This window comes from Bradyrhizobium sp. USDA 3315 (genome assembly GCF_054056795.1).
Genome location: NZ_JBSRYP010000001.1, coordinates 6,519,321 through 6,533,588 on the forward strand (window position 1 = coordinate 6,519,321; position 14,268 = coordinate 6,533,588).

At 63.1% G+C, this 14,268-nt stretch carries 16 protein-coding genes and 1 pseudogene; 8 read left to right on the forward strand and 9 right to left on the reverse strand.

Annotation, left to right across the window (positions count from 1 at the left end; translation table 11 throughout):
* Window positions 1-449 precede the first annotated feature (449 nt).
* The 3 genes from ldtR to ACVIYL_RS30515 all read left to right on the forward strand — a co-directional run bounded on the left by ldtR (window position 450) and on the right by ACVIYL_RS30515 (window position 1,644).
* Window positions 450-968, forward strand: coding sequence for a transcriptional regulator LdtR (gene ldtR / locus ACVIYL_RS30505; protein ID WP_018271925.1), 519 nt, complete (start codon window positions 450-452; stop codon window positions 966-968).
* A 203-nt stretch (window positions 969-1,171) separates the two neighbouring features.
* Window positions 1,172-1,402: a hypothetical protein gene (locus ACVIYL_RS30510; protein WP_016845011.1), complete on the forward strand. Its 231-nt coding sequence runs from the start codon at window positions 1,172-1,174 to the stop codon at window positions 1,400-1,402.
* A 20-nt stretch (window positions 1,403-1,422) separates the two neighbouring features.
* Window positions 1,423-1,644, forward strand: a complete 222-nt coding sequence (locus ACVIYL_RS30515) for a hypothetical protein (protein ID WP_050384934.1) — start codon at window positions 1,423-1,425, stop codon at window positions 1,642-1,644.
* A gap of 247 nt (window positions 1,645-1,891) precedes the next feature.
* Here ACVIYL_RS30515 and ACVIYL_RS30520 read toward each other — a convergent pair whose 3' ends face one another.
* Entirely contained in the window at window positions 1,892-2,272 is a 381-nt protein-coding gene (locus tag ACVIYL_RS30520; protein ID WP_141341081.1) for a hypothetical protein, read from the reverse strand.
* Between the two features lie 185 nt (window positions 2,273-2,457).
* Here ACVIYL_RS30520 and ACVIYL_RS30525 point away from each other — a divergent pair, with 185 nt between their 5' ends.
* Window positions 2,458-2,715 carry a DUF3551 domain-containing protein gene (locus ACVIYL_RS30525; protein WP_092078420.1) on the forward strand — a complete coding sequence of 86 codons (258 nt, stop codon included), beginning with the start codon at window positions 2,458-2,460 and terminating at the stop codon, window positions 2,713-2,715.
* Window positions 2,716-3,026: 311 nt separating this feature from the next.
* Here the strand turns inward: ACVIYL_RS30525 and ACVIYL_RS30530 are convergent, their stop codons facing one another.
* From ACVIYL_RS30530 to ACVIYL_RS30560, 7 genes and pseudogenes are all read right to left on the reverse strand, one after another.
* Window positions 3,027-3,200, reverse strand: a complete 174-nt coding sequence (locus ACVIYL_RS30530; RefSeq protein WP_225158918.1) for a hypothetical protein — start codon at window positions 3,198-3,200, stop codon at window positions 3,027-3,029.
* A gap of 767 nt (window positions 3,201-3,967) precedes the next feature.
* Window positions 3,968-4,150 carry a hypothetical protein gene (locus ACVIYL_RS30535; RefSeq protein WP_253608400.1) on the reverse strand — a complete coding sequence of 61 codons (183 nt, stop codon included), beginning with the start codon at window positions 4,148-4,150 and terminating at the stop codon, window positions 3,968-3,970.
* Complete coding sequence (locus ACVIYL_RS30540; RefSeq protein WP_225644760.1) at window positions 4,147-4,452, reverse strand: hypothetical protein; 306 nt, start codon at window positions 4,450-4,452, stop codon at window positions 4,147-4,149. The genes ACVIYL_RS30535 and ACVIYL_RS30540 overlap by 4 nt, the downstream gene beginning before the upstream one ends.
* A gap of 9 nt (window positions 4,453-4,461) precedes the next feature.
* Window positions 4,462-4,785 (reverse strand): hypothetical protein, encoded by a 324-nt coding sequence (locus tag ACVIYL_RS30545; protein ID WP_092078022.1) that lies wholly within the window; start codon window positions 4,783-4,785, stop codon window positions 4,462-4,464.
* A gap of 88 nt (window positions 4,786-4,873) precedes the next feature.
* Window positions 4,874-5,331, reverse strand: a pseudogene (locus ACVIYL_RS30550) (Hsp20 family protein).
* A gap of 532 nt (window positions 5,332-5,863) precedes the next feature.
* Complete coding sequence (locus tag ACVIYL_RS30555) at window positions 5,864-6,253, reverse strand: PRC-barrel domain-containing protein (RefSeq protein WP_028340955.1); 390 nt, start codon at window positions 6,251-6,253, stop codon at window positions 5,864-5,866.
* Window positions 6,254-6,361: 108 nt separating this feature from the next.
* Window positions 6,362-6,595, reverse strand: coding sequence for a hypothetical protein (locus ACVIYL_RS30560; protein WP_253608401.1), 234 nt, complete (start codon window positions 6,593-6,595; stop codon window positions 6,362-6,364).
* Window positions 6,596-6,924: 329 nt separating this feature from the next.
* Between ACVIYL_RS30560 and ACVIYL_RS30565 the strand changes: the two genes are divergently transcribed.
* From ACVIYL_RS30565 to ACVIYL_RS30575, 3 genes are read left to right on the forward strand one after another with little or no spacing between them, the layout of a single operon-like run.
* Window positions 6,925-7,893, forward strand: coding sequence for a Bug family tripartite tricarboxylate transporter substrate binding protein (locus ACVIYL_RS30565; protein ID WP_253608402.1), 969 nt, complete (start codon window positions 6,925-6,927; stop codon window positions 7,891-7,893).
* Window positions 7,890-8,390 (forward strand): tripartite tricarboxylate transporter TctB family protein, encoded by a 501-nt coding sequence (locus ACVIYL_RS30570; protein WP_253608403.1) that lies wholly within the window; start codon window positions 7,890-7,892, stop codon window positions 8,388-8,390. Before ACVIYL_RS30565 ends, ACVIYL_RS30570 begins: the two co-directional genes overlap by 4 nt.
* On the forward strand, window positions 8,390-9,889 hold the full coding sequence (locus tag ACVIYL_RS30575) for a tripartite tricarboxylate transporter permease (protein ID WP_057020728.1): 1,500 nt from the start codon (window positions 8,390-8,392) through the stop codon (window positions 9,887-9,889). Before ACVIYL_RS30570 ends, ACVIYL_RS30575 begins: the two co-directional genes overlap by 1 nt.
* 191 nt (window positions 9,890-10,080) lie before the next feature.
* On the opposite strand, the gene ACVIYL_RS30580 is transcribed toward ACVIYL_RS30575, so the two are convergent.
* Window positions 10,081-12,357 carry a TonB-dependent siderophore receptor gene (locus ACVIYL_RS30580; protein ID WP_253608404.1) on the reverse strand — a complete coding sequence of 759 codons (2,277 nt, stop codon included), beginning with the start codon at window positions 12,355-12,357 and terminating at the stop codon, window positions 10,081-10,083.
* A 604-nt stretch (window positions 12,358-12,961) separates the two neighbouring features.
* Between ACVIYL_RS30580 and glyA the strand changes: the two genes are divergently transcribed.
* A complete protein-coding gene (gene glyA, locus ACVIYL_RS30585) occupies window positions 12,962-14,263 on the forward strand; it encodes a serine hydroxymethyltransferase (RefSeq protein WP_253608405.1) in 1,302 nt (433 codons plus the stop codon).
* The last annotated feature ends 5 nt before the right edge of the window (window positions 14,264-14,268 follow it).

The window sequence follows — 14,268 nt, forward strand, 5'->3', positions numbered from 1 at the left end:
TCGGCGCGTGTGCCGGCCGGCTTTGCGCGGGCCGACGGCGGAACCGGTCTTGCTCTCCGCAACAGACCTGCACCCGCTTGCGCGCATCGCGTGCACGTCTCGCCGCTGCACTCCGATAAAATTTTCAAAGAATTTTCCGGTAACCAATCGGTCACCGTAAAGGGTTCCCTCATACCCGTTACGCCACCGTTTCGAATTCAGACGATGCTGTTTCCGAATGTGACAGGGCAGGCAGACGAAGCGTGAACAAGGGTCCGCCACCGTCAATGAAAAGTTGCGAAAAGCCTTTGATCCATGGGCTTAATCCACGATTCACTGTCTTAAATTCATGATCTCTTTATTCTCTTATTTAAGCGGATATTCAAACGGCCCCCTTACGTTGGACCTATCAGGCGGGACACAAGTTTCGTCGAATAAAGTCGATAAAAACGACAAACAGGGGAAGTGTCATGATGAAAGCCGTTGCGACAACGGCGGCGGATGCCGCTGATCGCGCTACCGGTCAAGCTCCGGTGCAGCCGCTCTATCTCGAAGCCCTGACTTTGGTGGAGCGGCTGCATCGCCGGCTCCTCGACGTCATCAAGGACGAATTCGATCGTCGTGGCCGCGCCGACATCAACTCGGTGCAGGCGCTGCTCCTGTACAACATCGGCGACAAGGAGTTGACCGCCGGCGAGCTGCGCACCCGCGGCTACTATCTCGGCTCCAACGTCTCCTACAATCTGAAGAAGCTCGTCGAGCTCGGCTTCCTCGATCATCAGCGCTCGCGCGTCGATCGCCGCTCGGTCCGTATCCGTCTGACCCCGCAGGGCCAGGAGGTCCGCAAGATCGTCGACGCGCTCTATCAGAAGCACGTCAAGACGGTGGAGCAGGTTGGCGGCATCTCGAACGAGGAGTTCGCGAGCCTCAACAAGTCGCTGCATCGCCTCGAGCGCTTCTGGACCGACCAGATCCTGTATCGCCTCTGAGCCTTCCCGTTTTCGCCTGATGGCCAAGCCGGCCGCGCGAGAAGACCGGCAGCCTTCCTTCAGTCCAGCCTTGCTCCAGTCAACGCATCGGTCATGCCCGGCCGATGCGTTTTTCATGCTGCACCTGCGAAAATAAATGGGCCCCGGCGAGGAACCAAGGCGTTCCCGGCGGCTTATCCGTTAGCCAACGGAGAGGCAGGGATATGTTGCTCGAACGCGGGATTGAGGTGCTGAATGTCGAGGTCGTCGGTGACGCCTACGCGATCGCCTCGAACTATCTGCGCAAATCCGGCGCCATTCCCGACAATTTCGCCACCAATGAGCGCCTGCTCGGCATCATCGTGAAGCTGTTCCAGCGTGGTGAGATGAATCGCCTCCGCCTCGCCAACAAGGCGATCGCGAAGTTCGAGGCCGAGACGCTGGTGGTCGCCTGAGCGCCAACCCGGAGACTTCAATGGAAGCCGCTATCGATCGGATCATGCAGACGTATGATCTGCTGCTCAACCGCACGCCCGCTGCGAGCGAGGAAGCGCGGGCGAAGGTGACAGAGTACGTGCAGACGCTGTTCGACGCCGGCGAGCGCGATCCGCATCGCTTGACGGTGTGCGGGCTGACCTATCTGCGCCAGCTCGACGGTAGTACCGACCACGTGAAGGCCGGCTATACCGGGCTGTAGCGGCGCGCCTGGCTTCGCGGTCTGATTCCGCGTCGTCGGCAAGGCTTCCTCGGCGGCGATTTGCTTTGCTCGCAACGACGCGATGACGGTGCAGGTTCCTCGCGCACGATCGTCGTCCTGAAAGCAGGACCTATAACCACCGCATTTGGCGATGAGCGGGATCGCGGCCCCAGCGTCGCGCAACAATAGTGATTTGGGGTAATGGGTCCCCTGGCTTTCGCCAGGACGACACTGAGTTTGTCGCAACTCAAAACTGAAATGGAGCAACCGAAACCGCCAACTTTCCGTCGCTCGATTTCTGCACGGTGAATTCGACTTCCTTGGAAGCCTTGATGTCGCCCACGGAAACCGAGATGCCGCCGCTGCATTGCAATGTTCGCTTGTCCTCACTTGCCGAGGTCGTGACGATCTTTTCACCGAGGAGGTATTGTGGATTTGCGTTTTCCGCAGTGGGCTTCGCCGTCGATTCCCTGGCGGCGAAATTGACAAGCGGATTGCGGTGATCGTTGGAGATGGTCTGGAGCACGGCCTTCCGGGTTTCGATTGAATCGCACTCGAGTTGATCGCCGCAACCACCCAGAACAACCAGAACCGGAAACCCTAAAAACCAAAGCAGTCGTGACGGCATGCCGATTGACTTGTGTGGGATGGATGGTTTCCGACAACCGACCCAACGGAGCATGGTTCCTGCGCTCGCGCTCGGCGCGGCCGCTCCGGCTGCGGCTTGCGATCTTGCTAACCGGCCGGCCACTATCGAAGGGAACGCTGATCTTGCTGCTCCGTTGGTCCTCGATTGCTTGCGAGGAGCCGATCATGCGCACAACCGTCCTATTCGCTGTCCTGGCGTTCGTCCTGGCGTTCGGCGTTGCAGGACTAGCAAGTGTGAGCCCAGCCAGCGCCCGGGATTATCGCTGGTGCGTGCAGGGGCGCGGCGTCGGCTATCCCGGCGATTGCATGTACCAAACCCGCGCCCAGTGTCTTGCGTCAGCTTCCGGAAGGAACGTGACCTGCGGGATCAATCCTCGCGCCGCATATGGTCAGCAGCGGCGGGGATATCGCGACCGCTATTGATTGTCTCGCCGATGGCGCGTGCGAGACGGATGGGGAAGGGCGCACCCTAAGGGTGATGCGGTTAGCCGGGGCCGCTCTTTGAGCCTGCCGTTTTGAAACCTCTACCACCCTATGGATAGGTGTGGCCTTTCTGAGCAACGCGCACAGCCAATGGCGTGCGGGGAAGATCTCCAAACTCGGACGAGTCGTAGTCTCGGCCTTCAGGTGTCACGATGTGGATGTCGTAACACTGCGACCGTGAAAGCTCTTTTGCCTTGCGTAGAGCTGCCTCGGCCGTGCCACGACGGTGCACGATCTCTCCAAACTTGCACCTAGCTTTTACGGTGAAGCTCATCTTTCTTCTTTTTCTTGTTTCGCTTGACGACCTCGGCCTGAGCCCGGAACGCTTGCGCGAGGCTCTTCATTTGCTCGGCCGCGAATTCGTCAGCCGTCCGCACCGCCGCCTGCTCGGCGGTCTTGGCCTGTTTCTTCAGGTCCTTGGCCATGCCCATGCCCTGTAACGTCCATGCCGTTTCGCCAGTTCCATCCGTCTGATCTCATTGACGCGAAGCTGGCAGGAACTTTTTAGGCTTCCCGGGCTTTTTGATTTTGCTTTTGGGGCAGCCAAACGTCAGCGTTGGAGAGAGGAGCCATGAAGCGACGACGCCGGGTTAGGCAGATTTTCCCTCTTGAAAAACGCCTCGCCCAAGAAGCCGAACGGCTACGTCAACGGGCCAAGAACCTTCCTCCCTGTCGAGAGCGAGAGACCCTGTTGAGGCAGGCGCGGCATGACGAAACCACCGCCAATTTGGCGGCGTGGCTACTGTCTCAAGGTCCGCGGGCACCCATCTAGGAGGACGCTCAATGCAAACAAACCACCACCATATCGACGGTGTGGAGATTGCCTTTGTCAGCGCTGCGACCGTGTCGCTTGTGGCTCTCATCGCCTCCATGGCCTGGCTTTTGCTAGGGTAAAATTCCGAACCAGGGCTCCGATCCGAGACCTTCGATCGGGATCGTTAGGCGGAACCCATGGAATGAAAGATCTTCTCCAGCGTGACCAATGAGCCAAAGATTGCGCCGGTCACAGCGAGGAAGACAGCGAAATAGTAGATCCGATACATAAGGCAACCTCTCCCGGATGCGTACCAAGCCTCCGGATAACGGACGCGTCCTTTGATGGTTCGAAGGCACGCGGGTGGCTTTGCGGCCTTCGCGCGAGGCGAGCGGCGGGCATCACGAGCGGATTTGCTCTCCCGCCGCCATGAATCGCTCACGCCGCGCGTGACGACCGATCGGAATCGTCGAGCAACCGGCCTAGCATCCGGCGTTCTTCCTCGATCCTCCGTCGATAGCGTTCGCGCTCTTGTTCCGAGGTCGCGCTATCCAGCAGGAATTGATAGTGACCGATGACTTTTTCGCTGCCTCTTATAAGCAGTTGTTGCAGCCCATTCATGGCGTGATCTCCTCGCAAGCTGCGCGATCGAACGAGGAGGGAAGGGATGGAATGTCGGCCGCGAGGCCTTGCATTGCCGTGGTTTCTTCGGACAGCCGTCTTTCGATGAATTCGCGCTCGAGGTCGGAGAGCTGGGTCTGCAGCAATCGCCGATACCGATGAATATTGTTGCGATGAGCGCGCAACTGTTCAAGCCGGTGGTCGAACAGTTCTGAGCTCCGGCGCCTTGCCTGTCCAAATCTTGACCGCCAGCGTCCCTCGAGGCGGTCGATGACGTGCTTCGGTAGCCTGATGTCTGTCATCTCGCGCTCCTATGCAGCCAGGCAGCGGTCGACGGAGCGCAGGCGGGCAGGCCGGCCGCCTGGCGGATGGTGCGGATCGCTGTCGAGCGCGCGAAGCGCTTCGAGGATGTCGCTGACAGGAACGGGCGCTTTGAGCCCCTTGGGTGCGCGCAAAGCGGGATTGGACGCTACAGCGCTGGCGTCCGAGGCCCAGGATGCCAGGAGAGCGCGTTTCTCGGCCAGGCTCAGGCGAGAATCCCGCACCACATCGTGCGGGACCTCATATTGGTGGTGATCGCCAATCGGCAGATGAAAGCCAATAACGTTATGAGCAGGCGCGGTCGTCGGCCGCATGGATACCTCCGTTCGAAAGACGAGTTGCTGAGAAGAGTGAGAAGACGAAGCCGCGACCTGTTCGTCGGACGCGGCTTCGCCGGTTCAATCAGGCGGCGACGTTTTCGAGCTGTCGGGGCGCTGTGTTCGATGCCGCGTTGATCGCGATGCGTCGCGGCTTCATCGCCTCCGGCACTTCGCGCGCCAGCTCGATCCTGAGAAGCCCGTTGTCGAACGCCGCGCTCTTGACCTCGACGTAGTCGGCCAAGCTGAACTGGCGCTTGAATCTGCGCGTCGAGATGCCCTGATAGATGTATTCGCGCTCGGCCTTCTCGACCTTGACGCCTTCGACAGTCAGAACGTTCTGCTCTGCCGTGACGGAAATCTCTCATCCGGCGCAAAACCGGCGATCGCGAGCACGATCTGATAGCTGTCTTCGGACAGCCGTTCGATGTTGTAGGGCGGGTAGTGATCTTCGCCGGCCCGGTGGGCTGCTTCGGCGAGATCAAAGAGCCGGTCGAATCCGATGGTCGACCGGAACAGGGGAGAGAAGTCGTATGTGCGCATAGCCAAATCCTCCATAGAGCAAGATGGATATGAACGGCACCGGACACGACCGGTGCCCGTCTCGCCTGGCCCCGAGAGGCGACCAGGCCCCAGCCTCCGCGATGGGGGCTGGCGCGGAAGAAAATAAAAACCGGAGAAATCGTGTCAAGAACCCGGCCGAAAAATTTTTGCGGTTGCCGCGTCAGAACTGCCACCTGCGGCCGCGCCGTTTGAATGCCTGCGATCAGCCCGCCTCGCGGGAGGCGTGTTGCAGACAGGACATCGCCGTGGAAAATCGGATCGCCGATTTACATAAGCTAATGCTGGAACCGCGCGGTTCTTGATGGATGGGGGAGCCTGCCTCCAATAGCTCAGCCCCGGATCAGGCAAACGGCCCCAGCACCGGCCTCCAGGCCCCCAAAGGTGCTGGGGCCATTTCGTGGTTTGGCGCGTTACCTGATGCGTTTCGGGCGAGCTTCGACAGCGCCACCATCCCGTGAGTGATCTGCCGCAGCGTCCCGTCTGCCCTCAGTGAGCAGACGGGACGTCGGTGTTACTTGTTCTCCGGCTTCCACGTCGTGCTGGCGCGATCGTATTTGAAACCGGGCGCGGCCTTCAGGCTGTCCTTGGTCTCGTCGAGCGTAAGCCACCACTTGTCGTCCTTCTTTTGAGACTTGACGGCCGTGAATGGCACGATCACGTCCTTCTCGCCGGCGCCGAGGAAGCCGCCGACACCGACGACGAGACCGGTCACCTTGCCGGACTTGTCGACAAGCACGTCGTCGATTGTCCCGATCTTGGATTCCTTCGGGTCGTAGACATTCTGCTTGTAGTAGTTGGTGATGGTCGAACTGTCCGCCGGCGCGGCCGGCATGGTGGTTGCTGCATGCGCGGCGGTAGCGAACGCCGCAGCCATGATGCAGCCGATAGCCAACTTCTTCATAAGAGGTCTCCTTGCTTCAGTGCATATGGCCGATCAGGTAGATGCCGCCGCCGATGACGATGATCGCCGGCACAGCCCAGAGAATGATGACTGGCATGCGATCGCCTTCTAGTTCGAGGTGCAGACCTTGACGCTCTTCATGCCGGTCTCGGCCTCGGAGCGCGTCTTGTAGACAGTGCCCGACGCGCTGACGACGGTGGTCGTCGTGTCGACCGGCTTCTTGTCGACGATCGTGCACTTCTTCGTCTTCACGTCCTGCACGACGTAGAATTCATCCGCTGCAAATGCCGGCGTGACGAAAGCGGCAAGCAAAGATGCCGCGACAATGGTCTTAAACTTCATGTTCTCTCCTCCAATAGCCGTACCAATCGGCGGAGGTGGAACGGGAGAAAATGGCGAAGGTTCCTAGAACAGGCTTGCGTTGGCGAGACGCTCCGAATCAAAGCAAGCGAAAAATGATCGGAGATGGTGCGGCGATTTGCAGCACTGGCTAGCCGCGCCCTCCGGCTTGCCGAAGGCTGTGGCGAATGGTCGCTAGGGATACGCAGACGCGAGATCGGCGAGCGATTCCTGACCCGAAGGGACCGCGCTGTCCGAATGGCGATGCGGTCACGTGACCGGATGCAGCCGGCGATCGGCAGGCTGTTTCCGAAAATTCAGGAGGAAGCCTCATGATCCCGTCCCACATGCGCCTGGTCGGCGCGGTCGTCGCGCTGTTGCTTGGGGCGATCGGTCCGGCGCCCGCGCAGCAGCTCGAGCTCAAGCTGATGGCGCCGGCGGCGCCCGGCGGCGGCTGGGATCAGACCGCGCGCTCGATGCAGCAGGCGCTGGTCGCCTCCGGTGTCGCACGCAGCGTCCAAGTCACCAACGTTCCCGGCGCCGGCGGCAGCGTCGGCATCGCGCAGTTCGTCAACGGCGCCAAGGGCGACGGCAACCAGATGATGGTGAACGGCTTCGTCATGGTGGGCGCACTCGCCATGAACAAGTCGCCGGTGACGCTGGATCAGGTGACGCCGATTGCGCGCCTCACCGAGGAGACCCAGGTCATCGTGGTGCCGGCGAACTCGCCGATCAAGACGGCGCAGGATCTCGCCACCGCGGTGAAGGCCGATATCGCCAAGGTGACCTTTGCCGGCGGCTCGGCCGGTGGCGTCGACCACGTGATGGCGGCGCTGTTCGCGGGCACGGTCGGCGCCGATGCCAAGAAGATCAACTACATTCCGTTCTCGGGCGGCGGCGAGTCGCTCGCAGCCATTCTCGGCGGCAAGGTCACGGCCGGCATTTCCGGCCTCAGCGAATATGAAGGCCAGATCAAGGCCGGCAAGTTGCGCGCGCTCGGCGTCACGTCGGCGAACCGACTGCCGGGCGTCGATATCCCGACCTTCAAAGAGCAGGGCATCGATCTCGTGCTGGCCAATTGGCGCTCGGTGGTCGCACCGCCCGGCATCACGCCGGAGCAGCGCAAGGTGCTGAGCGATGCTGTCGAGAAGATGGTGAAGTCCGATTCCTGGAAGGAGATCCTGAAGCAGAAGGGCTGGGATGACGCCTATCTCGGCGGCGACGCCTTCGCGGATTTCCTAAAGAAGGAGATCACGCGCGTGACCGAGGTGCTGAAGTCCGTCGGCCTCGTGAAGTCATGACGCCGGACGCGGCGTCTGAAAACCTCCGGCCGGCGCCGGCACGCCGCGTCGATCGCGCCGGCGTGGTCATCGCGGCCGCGCTTGCCGGGCTTGCTGCGGTGCTGGTGTGGGACGCCAGCAAGCTGCCGTCGACCACGATGTACGGCATGGGGCCGGAGGCGATGCCGGTCGTCATCGCGATCGGCCTTGTCATCCTCGCGGTCGGCAATCTGATCGACGCGCTGCGCGGCAAGCTGCCGCCGCGCGAGAGCATGGATCCGAAACCGGTGTGGCTGATCATCGGGGGCCTGGTGCTCCTGATCGCCATCATCGGCTTTGGCGGCGGCTTCATCCTCGCCACCTCGGCGCTGTTCGTCACCACGTCGGCGGCGTTCGGCCGCCGCGCCGTCCTGGCCGACACCGCCATCGCGCTGGTGATCACGACGCTGATTTATCTCGCGTTCGACAAGCTGTTGACGCTGAGCCTTCCCGCCGGCCCGCTGGAGCGACTGCTGTGATGGACACTTTCGCCGCGCTGGCGCACGGCATGGCGGTCGCCATGCAGCCGATGAACCTGCTCTACGCCCTGATCGGCGTGTTCCTGGGCACCGCGGTCGGCGTGTTGCCGGGCATCGGACCGGCGCTGACGGTCGCGCTGCTGCTGCCGGTGACCTACAAGCTAGATCCCGGCGGCTCGCTGATCATGTTCGCCGGCATCTATTATGGCGGCATGTATGGCGGATCGACCACCGCGATCCTGATCAATACGCCGGGCGAGAGCGCGTCGATGGCGACCGCGCTCGAGGGCAACAAGATGGCCAAGGCCGGCCGCGGCGGCCCGGCGCTGGCGACCTCGGCGATCGGCTCGTTCGTGGCCGGCACCATCGCCACCATCGGCCTCGCATTCCTCGCGCCATGGCTGGTCGATTTCGCCGTGCGCTTCGGGCCGGAGGATTACTTCGCGCTGATGTGCGTTGCCTTCGTCACGGTGTCGGCGACCTTCGGCGACTCGCCGGTCCGCGGCCTCACCAGCCTGTTCATCGGCCTCACGCTCGGGCTGGTCGGCATCGACAAGCTGACCGGTCAGGCGCGGCTTGCCTTCGGCATCCCCGAACTGCTCGACGGTGTCGAGGTGACGACGCTCGCGGTCGGCCTGTTCGCGGTCGGCGAGGCGCTCTATGTCGCCTCGCGCCGGCATCACGCCGAGGAGAAGCTCGAGCCGGTGCGCGGCTCGCTGTGGATGACGCGGGAGGACTGGCGGCGGTCGTGGAAGCCGTGGCTGCGCGGCACGCTGTTCGGTTTTCCGATCGGGGCGCTGCCGGCCGGCGGGGCGGAGATCCCGACATTCCTGTCCTATTCCACCGAGCGGCGGCTGACCAAACATCCGGAGGAGTTCGGCAAGGGCGCGATCGAAGGCGTCGCAGGGCCGGAAGCGGCGAACAACGCGTCCGCCGCCGGCACGCTGGTGCCACTTTTGACGCTCGGACTGCCGACCTCGGCAACGGCTGCAATGATGCTGGCGGGCTTCCAGCAATACGGCCTCAACCCGGGGCCGCTGTTGTTCGCGGAGCGGCCCGACCTGGTGTGGGGCCTGATCGCGAGCCTGTTCATCGCCAACGGCATGCTGCTGGTGCTCAATCTGCCGCTAGTCGGCCTTTGGGTGCGGCTGCTGGCGATCCCGCAGCCCTGGCTCTATGCCGGCATCCTGGTGTTCGCCACCATGGGCACGATCGCTGCGAAGCCGTCGGTCGTCGAGCTGTCGATGCTGGCGGCGTTCGGCGTCATGGGCTTTCTGATGCGCCGGTTCGACTTCCCGATCGCGCCCGTCGTGATCGGGCTGATCCTCGGGCCGATCGCCGAAAGCCAGTTGCGCCGCGCGCTGGCGATCAGCCTCGGCGATCCCATGGTGCTGCTGCAAAGCCCGATGTCGGCGACGCTGCTCGGCATCGCGCTGATCGCGCTGCTGGCACCGTTTGTGCTCAAGGGATTGGGACGATTCAAGGCGAACGAGGATTAGGGCGCGACCAGACCGTAAAAGGCCCGCTCCGGGGCTCGCATTTCGGAGCGGGCCAGTCTGGGCACGGCAAATATCGCCGCGACGCGAAACCTAGCGCGACAAGCTGACACCACCCTGACGACAGCGAAAAAAGAGAGGCGGCCGGATACCGCCTCTCGGTCACATGATTTTCCGTGAACTGAAAGTTCAGCTCACCATTTGTAGGCGAGGCTCGCCGTGATGCGGCGGCGATCGCCGTAGTAGCAGGAGCTGATGGTCGCGCAGCTCGCGACATAGATCTTGTCGGTGACGTTCACGACATTGAGCGCCGCGCGCCAGTTGTTGTCCCATTCGTAATGCAAGGCGAGATCGCCCAGCACGACCCCCGGGACGCGTGCGGTGTTCGCTGTGTCGGCAAAGGACGAGCCGACATAGCGCACGCCGCCGCCGAAGCCGAAGCCCGTGAGCGGCCCGTCGCGGAAGGTGTAGTCGGTCCACGCCGATGCGAGCTGACGCGGCGCGTTGGTCGGCACGGTGCCGATCAGCGCGGGATTGAGGTCCTTGCTGACGAACAGCTCGTAATTGGTGTAGCTCGCCACCAGCTTGAAATCGCGCGTGATGTTCGCGACCGCCTCGAGCTCGACGCCGCGCGAGGTGACTTCGCCGTTCTGGGTCTGGAACAGCGGGTTGTTCGGATCTGTTGTCAGCGCGTTCTTGCGCTTGAGGTCGAAATACGCGACGCCGAACCGTGCGTTGAGCCCGACCGGCTCGTACTTGACGCCGACCTCGGTCTGCTCGGAGGTTTCCGGCAGCAGCAATTGGCCGGCCGCGGTGGTGCCGATGACCGGATTGTAGCCCGTCATGTAGGAGACGTAGGGCGCAACGCCGCTGTCGAAATTGTAGATCGCGCCGACACGGCCGGAGAACTTGCTGTCGTCGCGGCCCTGGGAGACGCCGATCCGGTTGTTGTTGGTGAGATCGACCCAGTCCTGGCGTCCGGACAGCACCACCGTCAGGCGGTCGAGCTTGACCTGATCCTGCAGATAGAGGCCGGCCATACCCTGGGCGAGATAGCCGTTCTGATAGAGCGGGCCGCTATACGGCAGGTTGGTGCCATAAACCGGATTGAGCACGTTGAGATTCGTGCCCATGCCAAAACCCTGGCGGTCGTCGATGCCGTAATATTTCAGATCGACGCCGACCAGCGCGGTGTGCTGCAGCGCGCCGGTGGTGAAGCGGTATTCGAGCTGATTGTCGAGGTTGAGCTGGGTGGCGATGCCGCGGGTGTAGAAATTGCCGCGGGTGATGTCGGCGGCGGCCGGCGTCGTCGCGTAGCCGAGCCCATAGAGGCCGGCATAATAGACGTCGACATGCGCCATGCGCGCGTTCTGGCGGAAATCGACGCTGTCAGTCACGCTCTTCTGGAACTGGTAGCCGACCATCTGCTGGTCGCGGCGGAACTGGTCCGCGCTGGGATCGCCGACGAACAGGCTGGTCGGAATCCGGCCGAACGGCGCGTTGGTGACGGTGCCGACATAGGGCAGGAAGTTCAGCGCGCGGGTGTTGCTGTGCGAGGCCATGCCGAACACGGTGAGGCTGGTGTCGGCATCGGGCCGCCAGGTCACCGACGGGGCGAAGAAGAAGTTGTTGTCGTAGACATAGTCGGTCTGGGTGCCGCCGCCCTGGGCCTGGCCGACGAGGCGGTACTGCACCTGGCCGTTGCCGGGCTGCGCCGTCGCGCCGCCGATGTCGAACTGGGTATAGGCGTTGCCGAAATTATTGACGCCGGTCTCGATGTAGCGAATGGGCTCGGCCTGCGGCAGCTTGCTCACCGCGTTGACGAGGCCGCCCGGCGCCGAGCCGCCATACAGGATGCCGGACGGACCGCGCAGCACCTCGACGCGCTCGAGATTGAAGGGCTGCAGCTTCCAGCTCGCATAGGAGGTGTAGAACAGCTGCAGGCCGTCGAGGAACAGCGACTCGTTCTGCGCCGGGAAGCCGCGGATCATGAACCAGTCGTTGCGGAAATCGGCGCCATAGGTGCCGCCGATGACGCCCGGCGTGTAGCGCAGCACCTCGTCGAACTTGCTGACGATCTTCTGGTCGCGGATCTGCTCGGCGCTGATGACCGACACCGATTGCGGCGTCTGGATGATCGGCGTGCTGGTCTTGGTGCCGCTGGCGCTCAGCCGCGCCAGATAGCCGGTGACCGGGCCGTTGGCGCGTTCGTGCCCGCCGCTGGCGCCCGCGGGTTGCTGAGCGGTCTGTGGCTGCGCGCCCACCGGGGCGGCCGTCGCGCGGCGCGAGGCGCTGCGTGCGCGCGTGGACCGTTGCGAAGGCTGCTGCGATCGCGCCGCTTGCCGCTGCGGCGCCTCGACCGTCACGGACGGCAATTGCGTCTGGGCGAAGACATCGTCCGCACCAACAACCGAAAACACAACGACAGCCGAAGCAGCAAACCGCTGCGGCCGAATCCACCTGCACGACATTTATTCCACGCTCCGTAAAAAAAATCTTGAGCGAGTCGTTATCACGGTGATTTTCGCGAGCAGCCTGCACGCGGTTAGAAGCTGTCGAAGTTGCACGCAAAGCTTGGCTGGGTGACCGGGAGACAACGGCGTATGACGCGCAATTGCACGCATCGCGTGAGAGCCTTGAATCGATCCAGTGTTGAACGATTCAAAAATCGAACGATTCAAAAATTGTCTCGTCATCTCGTGAGTCGATGCATCGCGATCGCGCGCGACATGATCAAGCCAGTCCGATGTCGCGCGGTTGCGCGAGCAACGCGTTGAAACCTCGAGGCGATAGTTGTCTCGTTCCGCGGTCCCGCGCGGTCGGGAAGGGGTGTCACGTTCCATTCGGCGGCTGCCACAGCCGTGCTGGCCGAGCGGCGGGAACCGGGGGGGGCGGCCGTCCGGCCGGCTGGCAATCCCCGCCATCCCCACCATATCTGGCATAATTGACCGGCAGGGACCGCAACCGCTTGGCCATTTTGGGGCGATGTGATAACGCTCTGAAACCAGCTTCGACCGCCACTCGTGACCGTCCGCATCCTGCCTAAAGGCTTGCGGCGGTGGAGATATTTCGCCGATGACCTCGTCCAGCAAGACCGCTTCCGCGCCCGATTCCTTCTTCACCGCGACCCTCGCTGAGGCCGATCCCGAGATCGCTGCCGCGATCAAGGGCGAGCTCGGCCGGCAGCGTCATGAGATCGAGCTGATCGCCTCCGAAAACATCGTCAGCCGCGCCGTGCTGGAGGCGCAGGGCTCGGTGATGACCAACAAATACGCGGAGGGTTATCCGGGCGCGCGCTACTACGGCGGTTGCGAGTGGGTCGACGTCGCCGAGACGCTGGCGATCGAGCGCGCCAAGAAGCTGTTCGGCGCCGGCTTCGCCAACGTCCAGCCGAACTCCGGCAGCCAGATGAACCAGGCGGCGTTTCTGGCGCTACTGCAACCCGGCGACACCTTCATGGGCCTCGACCTCGCCGCCGGCGGCCATCTCACCCACGGTTCGCCGGTCAACATGTCCGGCAAGTGGTTCAAGGCCGCGCACTACACCGTGCGCCGCGAGGACCAGATCATCGACATGGACGAAGTCCAGAAGCAGGCCGAGCAGGTCAAGCCGAAGCTGATCATCGCCGGAGGCTCGGCCTATTCGCGCGCCTGGGACTTCAAGCGCTTCCGCGAGATCGCGGATTCCGTCGGCGCGTATCTGCTGGTCGACATGGCGCATTTCGCGGGCCTCGTGGCCGGCGGCGTGCATGCCTCGCCGGTGCCGCACGCCCACGTCACCACCACGACGACGCACAAGTCGCTGCGCGGCCCGCGCGGCGGTCTGATCCTCACCAATGACGAGACGCTGGCCAAGAAGCTGAACTCGGCGATCTTCCCGGGCCTGCAGGGCGGTCCGCTGATGCACGTCATCGCCGCCAAGGCGGTGGCGTTCGCCGAAGCGCTGCGGCCGGACTTCAAGGTCTACGCCAAGAACGTGGTCGAGAACGCCAAGGCGCTGGCGGAGACGCTGCGCGGCCATGGCCTCGACATCGTCTCGGGCGGCACCGACAACCATCTGATGCTGGTCGACCTCAGGCCGAAGGGCCTGAAGGGCAACATCTCGGAGAAGGCGCTGGTGCGCGCCGCCATCACCTGCAACAAGAACGGCATCCCGTTCGATCCCGAAAAGCCGTTCGTCACCTCCGGCCTGCGGCTCGGTACGCCGGCGGCGACCACGCGCGGCTTCGGCGTCGCCGAGTTCAAGCAGGTCGGCGGCATGATCGCGGAAGTGCTGAACGCGCTGGCGCAGTCGCCGGACGGCAAGGCGCCGCTGGTCGAGGCCGCGATCAAGGAGCGCGTCAAGGCGCTGACCGATCGCTTCCCGATCTATCAGTAAAAGGT

Coding starts and splice junctions, on each gene's coding strand:
- ACVIYL_RS30545 (WP_092078022.1), bottom strand. CDS start 4,785: ATGCGGCCGACGACCGCGCCTGCTCATAACGTTATTGGCTTTCATCTG.
- ACVIYL_RS30565 (WP_253608402.1), top strand. CDS start 6,925: ATGATCCCGTCCCACATGCGCCTGGTCGGCGCGGTCGTCGCGCTGTTG.
- ACVIYL_RS30555 (WP_028340955.1), bottom strand. CDS start 6,253: ATGAAGAAGTTGGCTATCGGCTGCATCATGGCTGCGGCGTTCGCTACC.
- ACVIYL_RS30520 (WP_141341081.1), bottom strand. CDS start 2,272: ATGCCGTCACGACTGCTTTGGTTTTTAGGGTTTCCGGTTCTGGTTGTT.
- ACVIYL_RS30510 (WP_016845011.1), top strand. CDS start 1,172: ATGTTGCTCGAACGCGGGATTGAGGTGCTGAATGTCGAGGTCGTCGGT.
- ACVIYL_RS30575 (WP_057020728.1), top strand. CDS start 8,390: ATGGACACTTTCGCCGCGCTGGCGCACGGCATGGCGGTCGCCATGCAG.
- ldtR (WP_018271925.1), top strand. CDS start 450: ATGATGAAAGCCGTTGCGACAACGGCGGCGGATGCCGCTGATCGCGCT.
- ACVIYL_RS30515 (WP_050384934.1), top strand. CDS start 1,423: ATGGAAGCCGCTATCGATCGGATCATGCAGACGTATGATCTGCTGCTC.
- ACVIYL_RS30540 (WP_225644760.1), bottom strand. CDS start 4,452: ATGACAGACATCAGGCTACCGAAGCACGTCATCGACCGCCTCGAGGGA.
- ACVIYL_RS30560 (WP_253608401.1), bottom strand. CDS start 6,595: ATGAAGTTTAAGACCATTGTCGCGGCATCTTTGCTTGCCGCTTTCGTC.
- ACVIYL_RS30530 (WP_225158918.1), bottom strand. CDS start 3,200: ATGGCCAAGGACCTGAAGAAACAGGCCAAGACCGCCGAGCAGGCGGCG.
- glyA (WP_253608405.1), top strand. CDS start 12,962: ATGACCTCGTCCAGCAAGACCGCTTCCGCGCCCGATTCCTTCTTCACC.
- ACVIYL_RS30570 (WP_253608403.1), top strand. CDS start 7,890: ATGACGCCGGACGCGGCGTCTGAAAACCTCCGGCCGGCGCCGGCACGC.
- ACVIYL_RS30580 (WP_253608404.1), bottom strand. CDS start 12,357: ATGTCGTGCAGGTGGATTCGGCCGCAGCGGTTTGCTGCTTCGGCTGTC.
- ACVIYL_RS30525 (WP_092078420.1), top strand. CDS start 2,458: ATGCGCACAACCGTCCTATTCGCTGTCCTGGCGTTCGTCCTGGCGTTC.
- ACVIYL_RS30535 (WP_253608400.1), bottom strand. CDS start 4,150: ATGAATGGGCTGCAACAACTGCTTATAAGAGGCAGCGAAAAAGTCATC.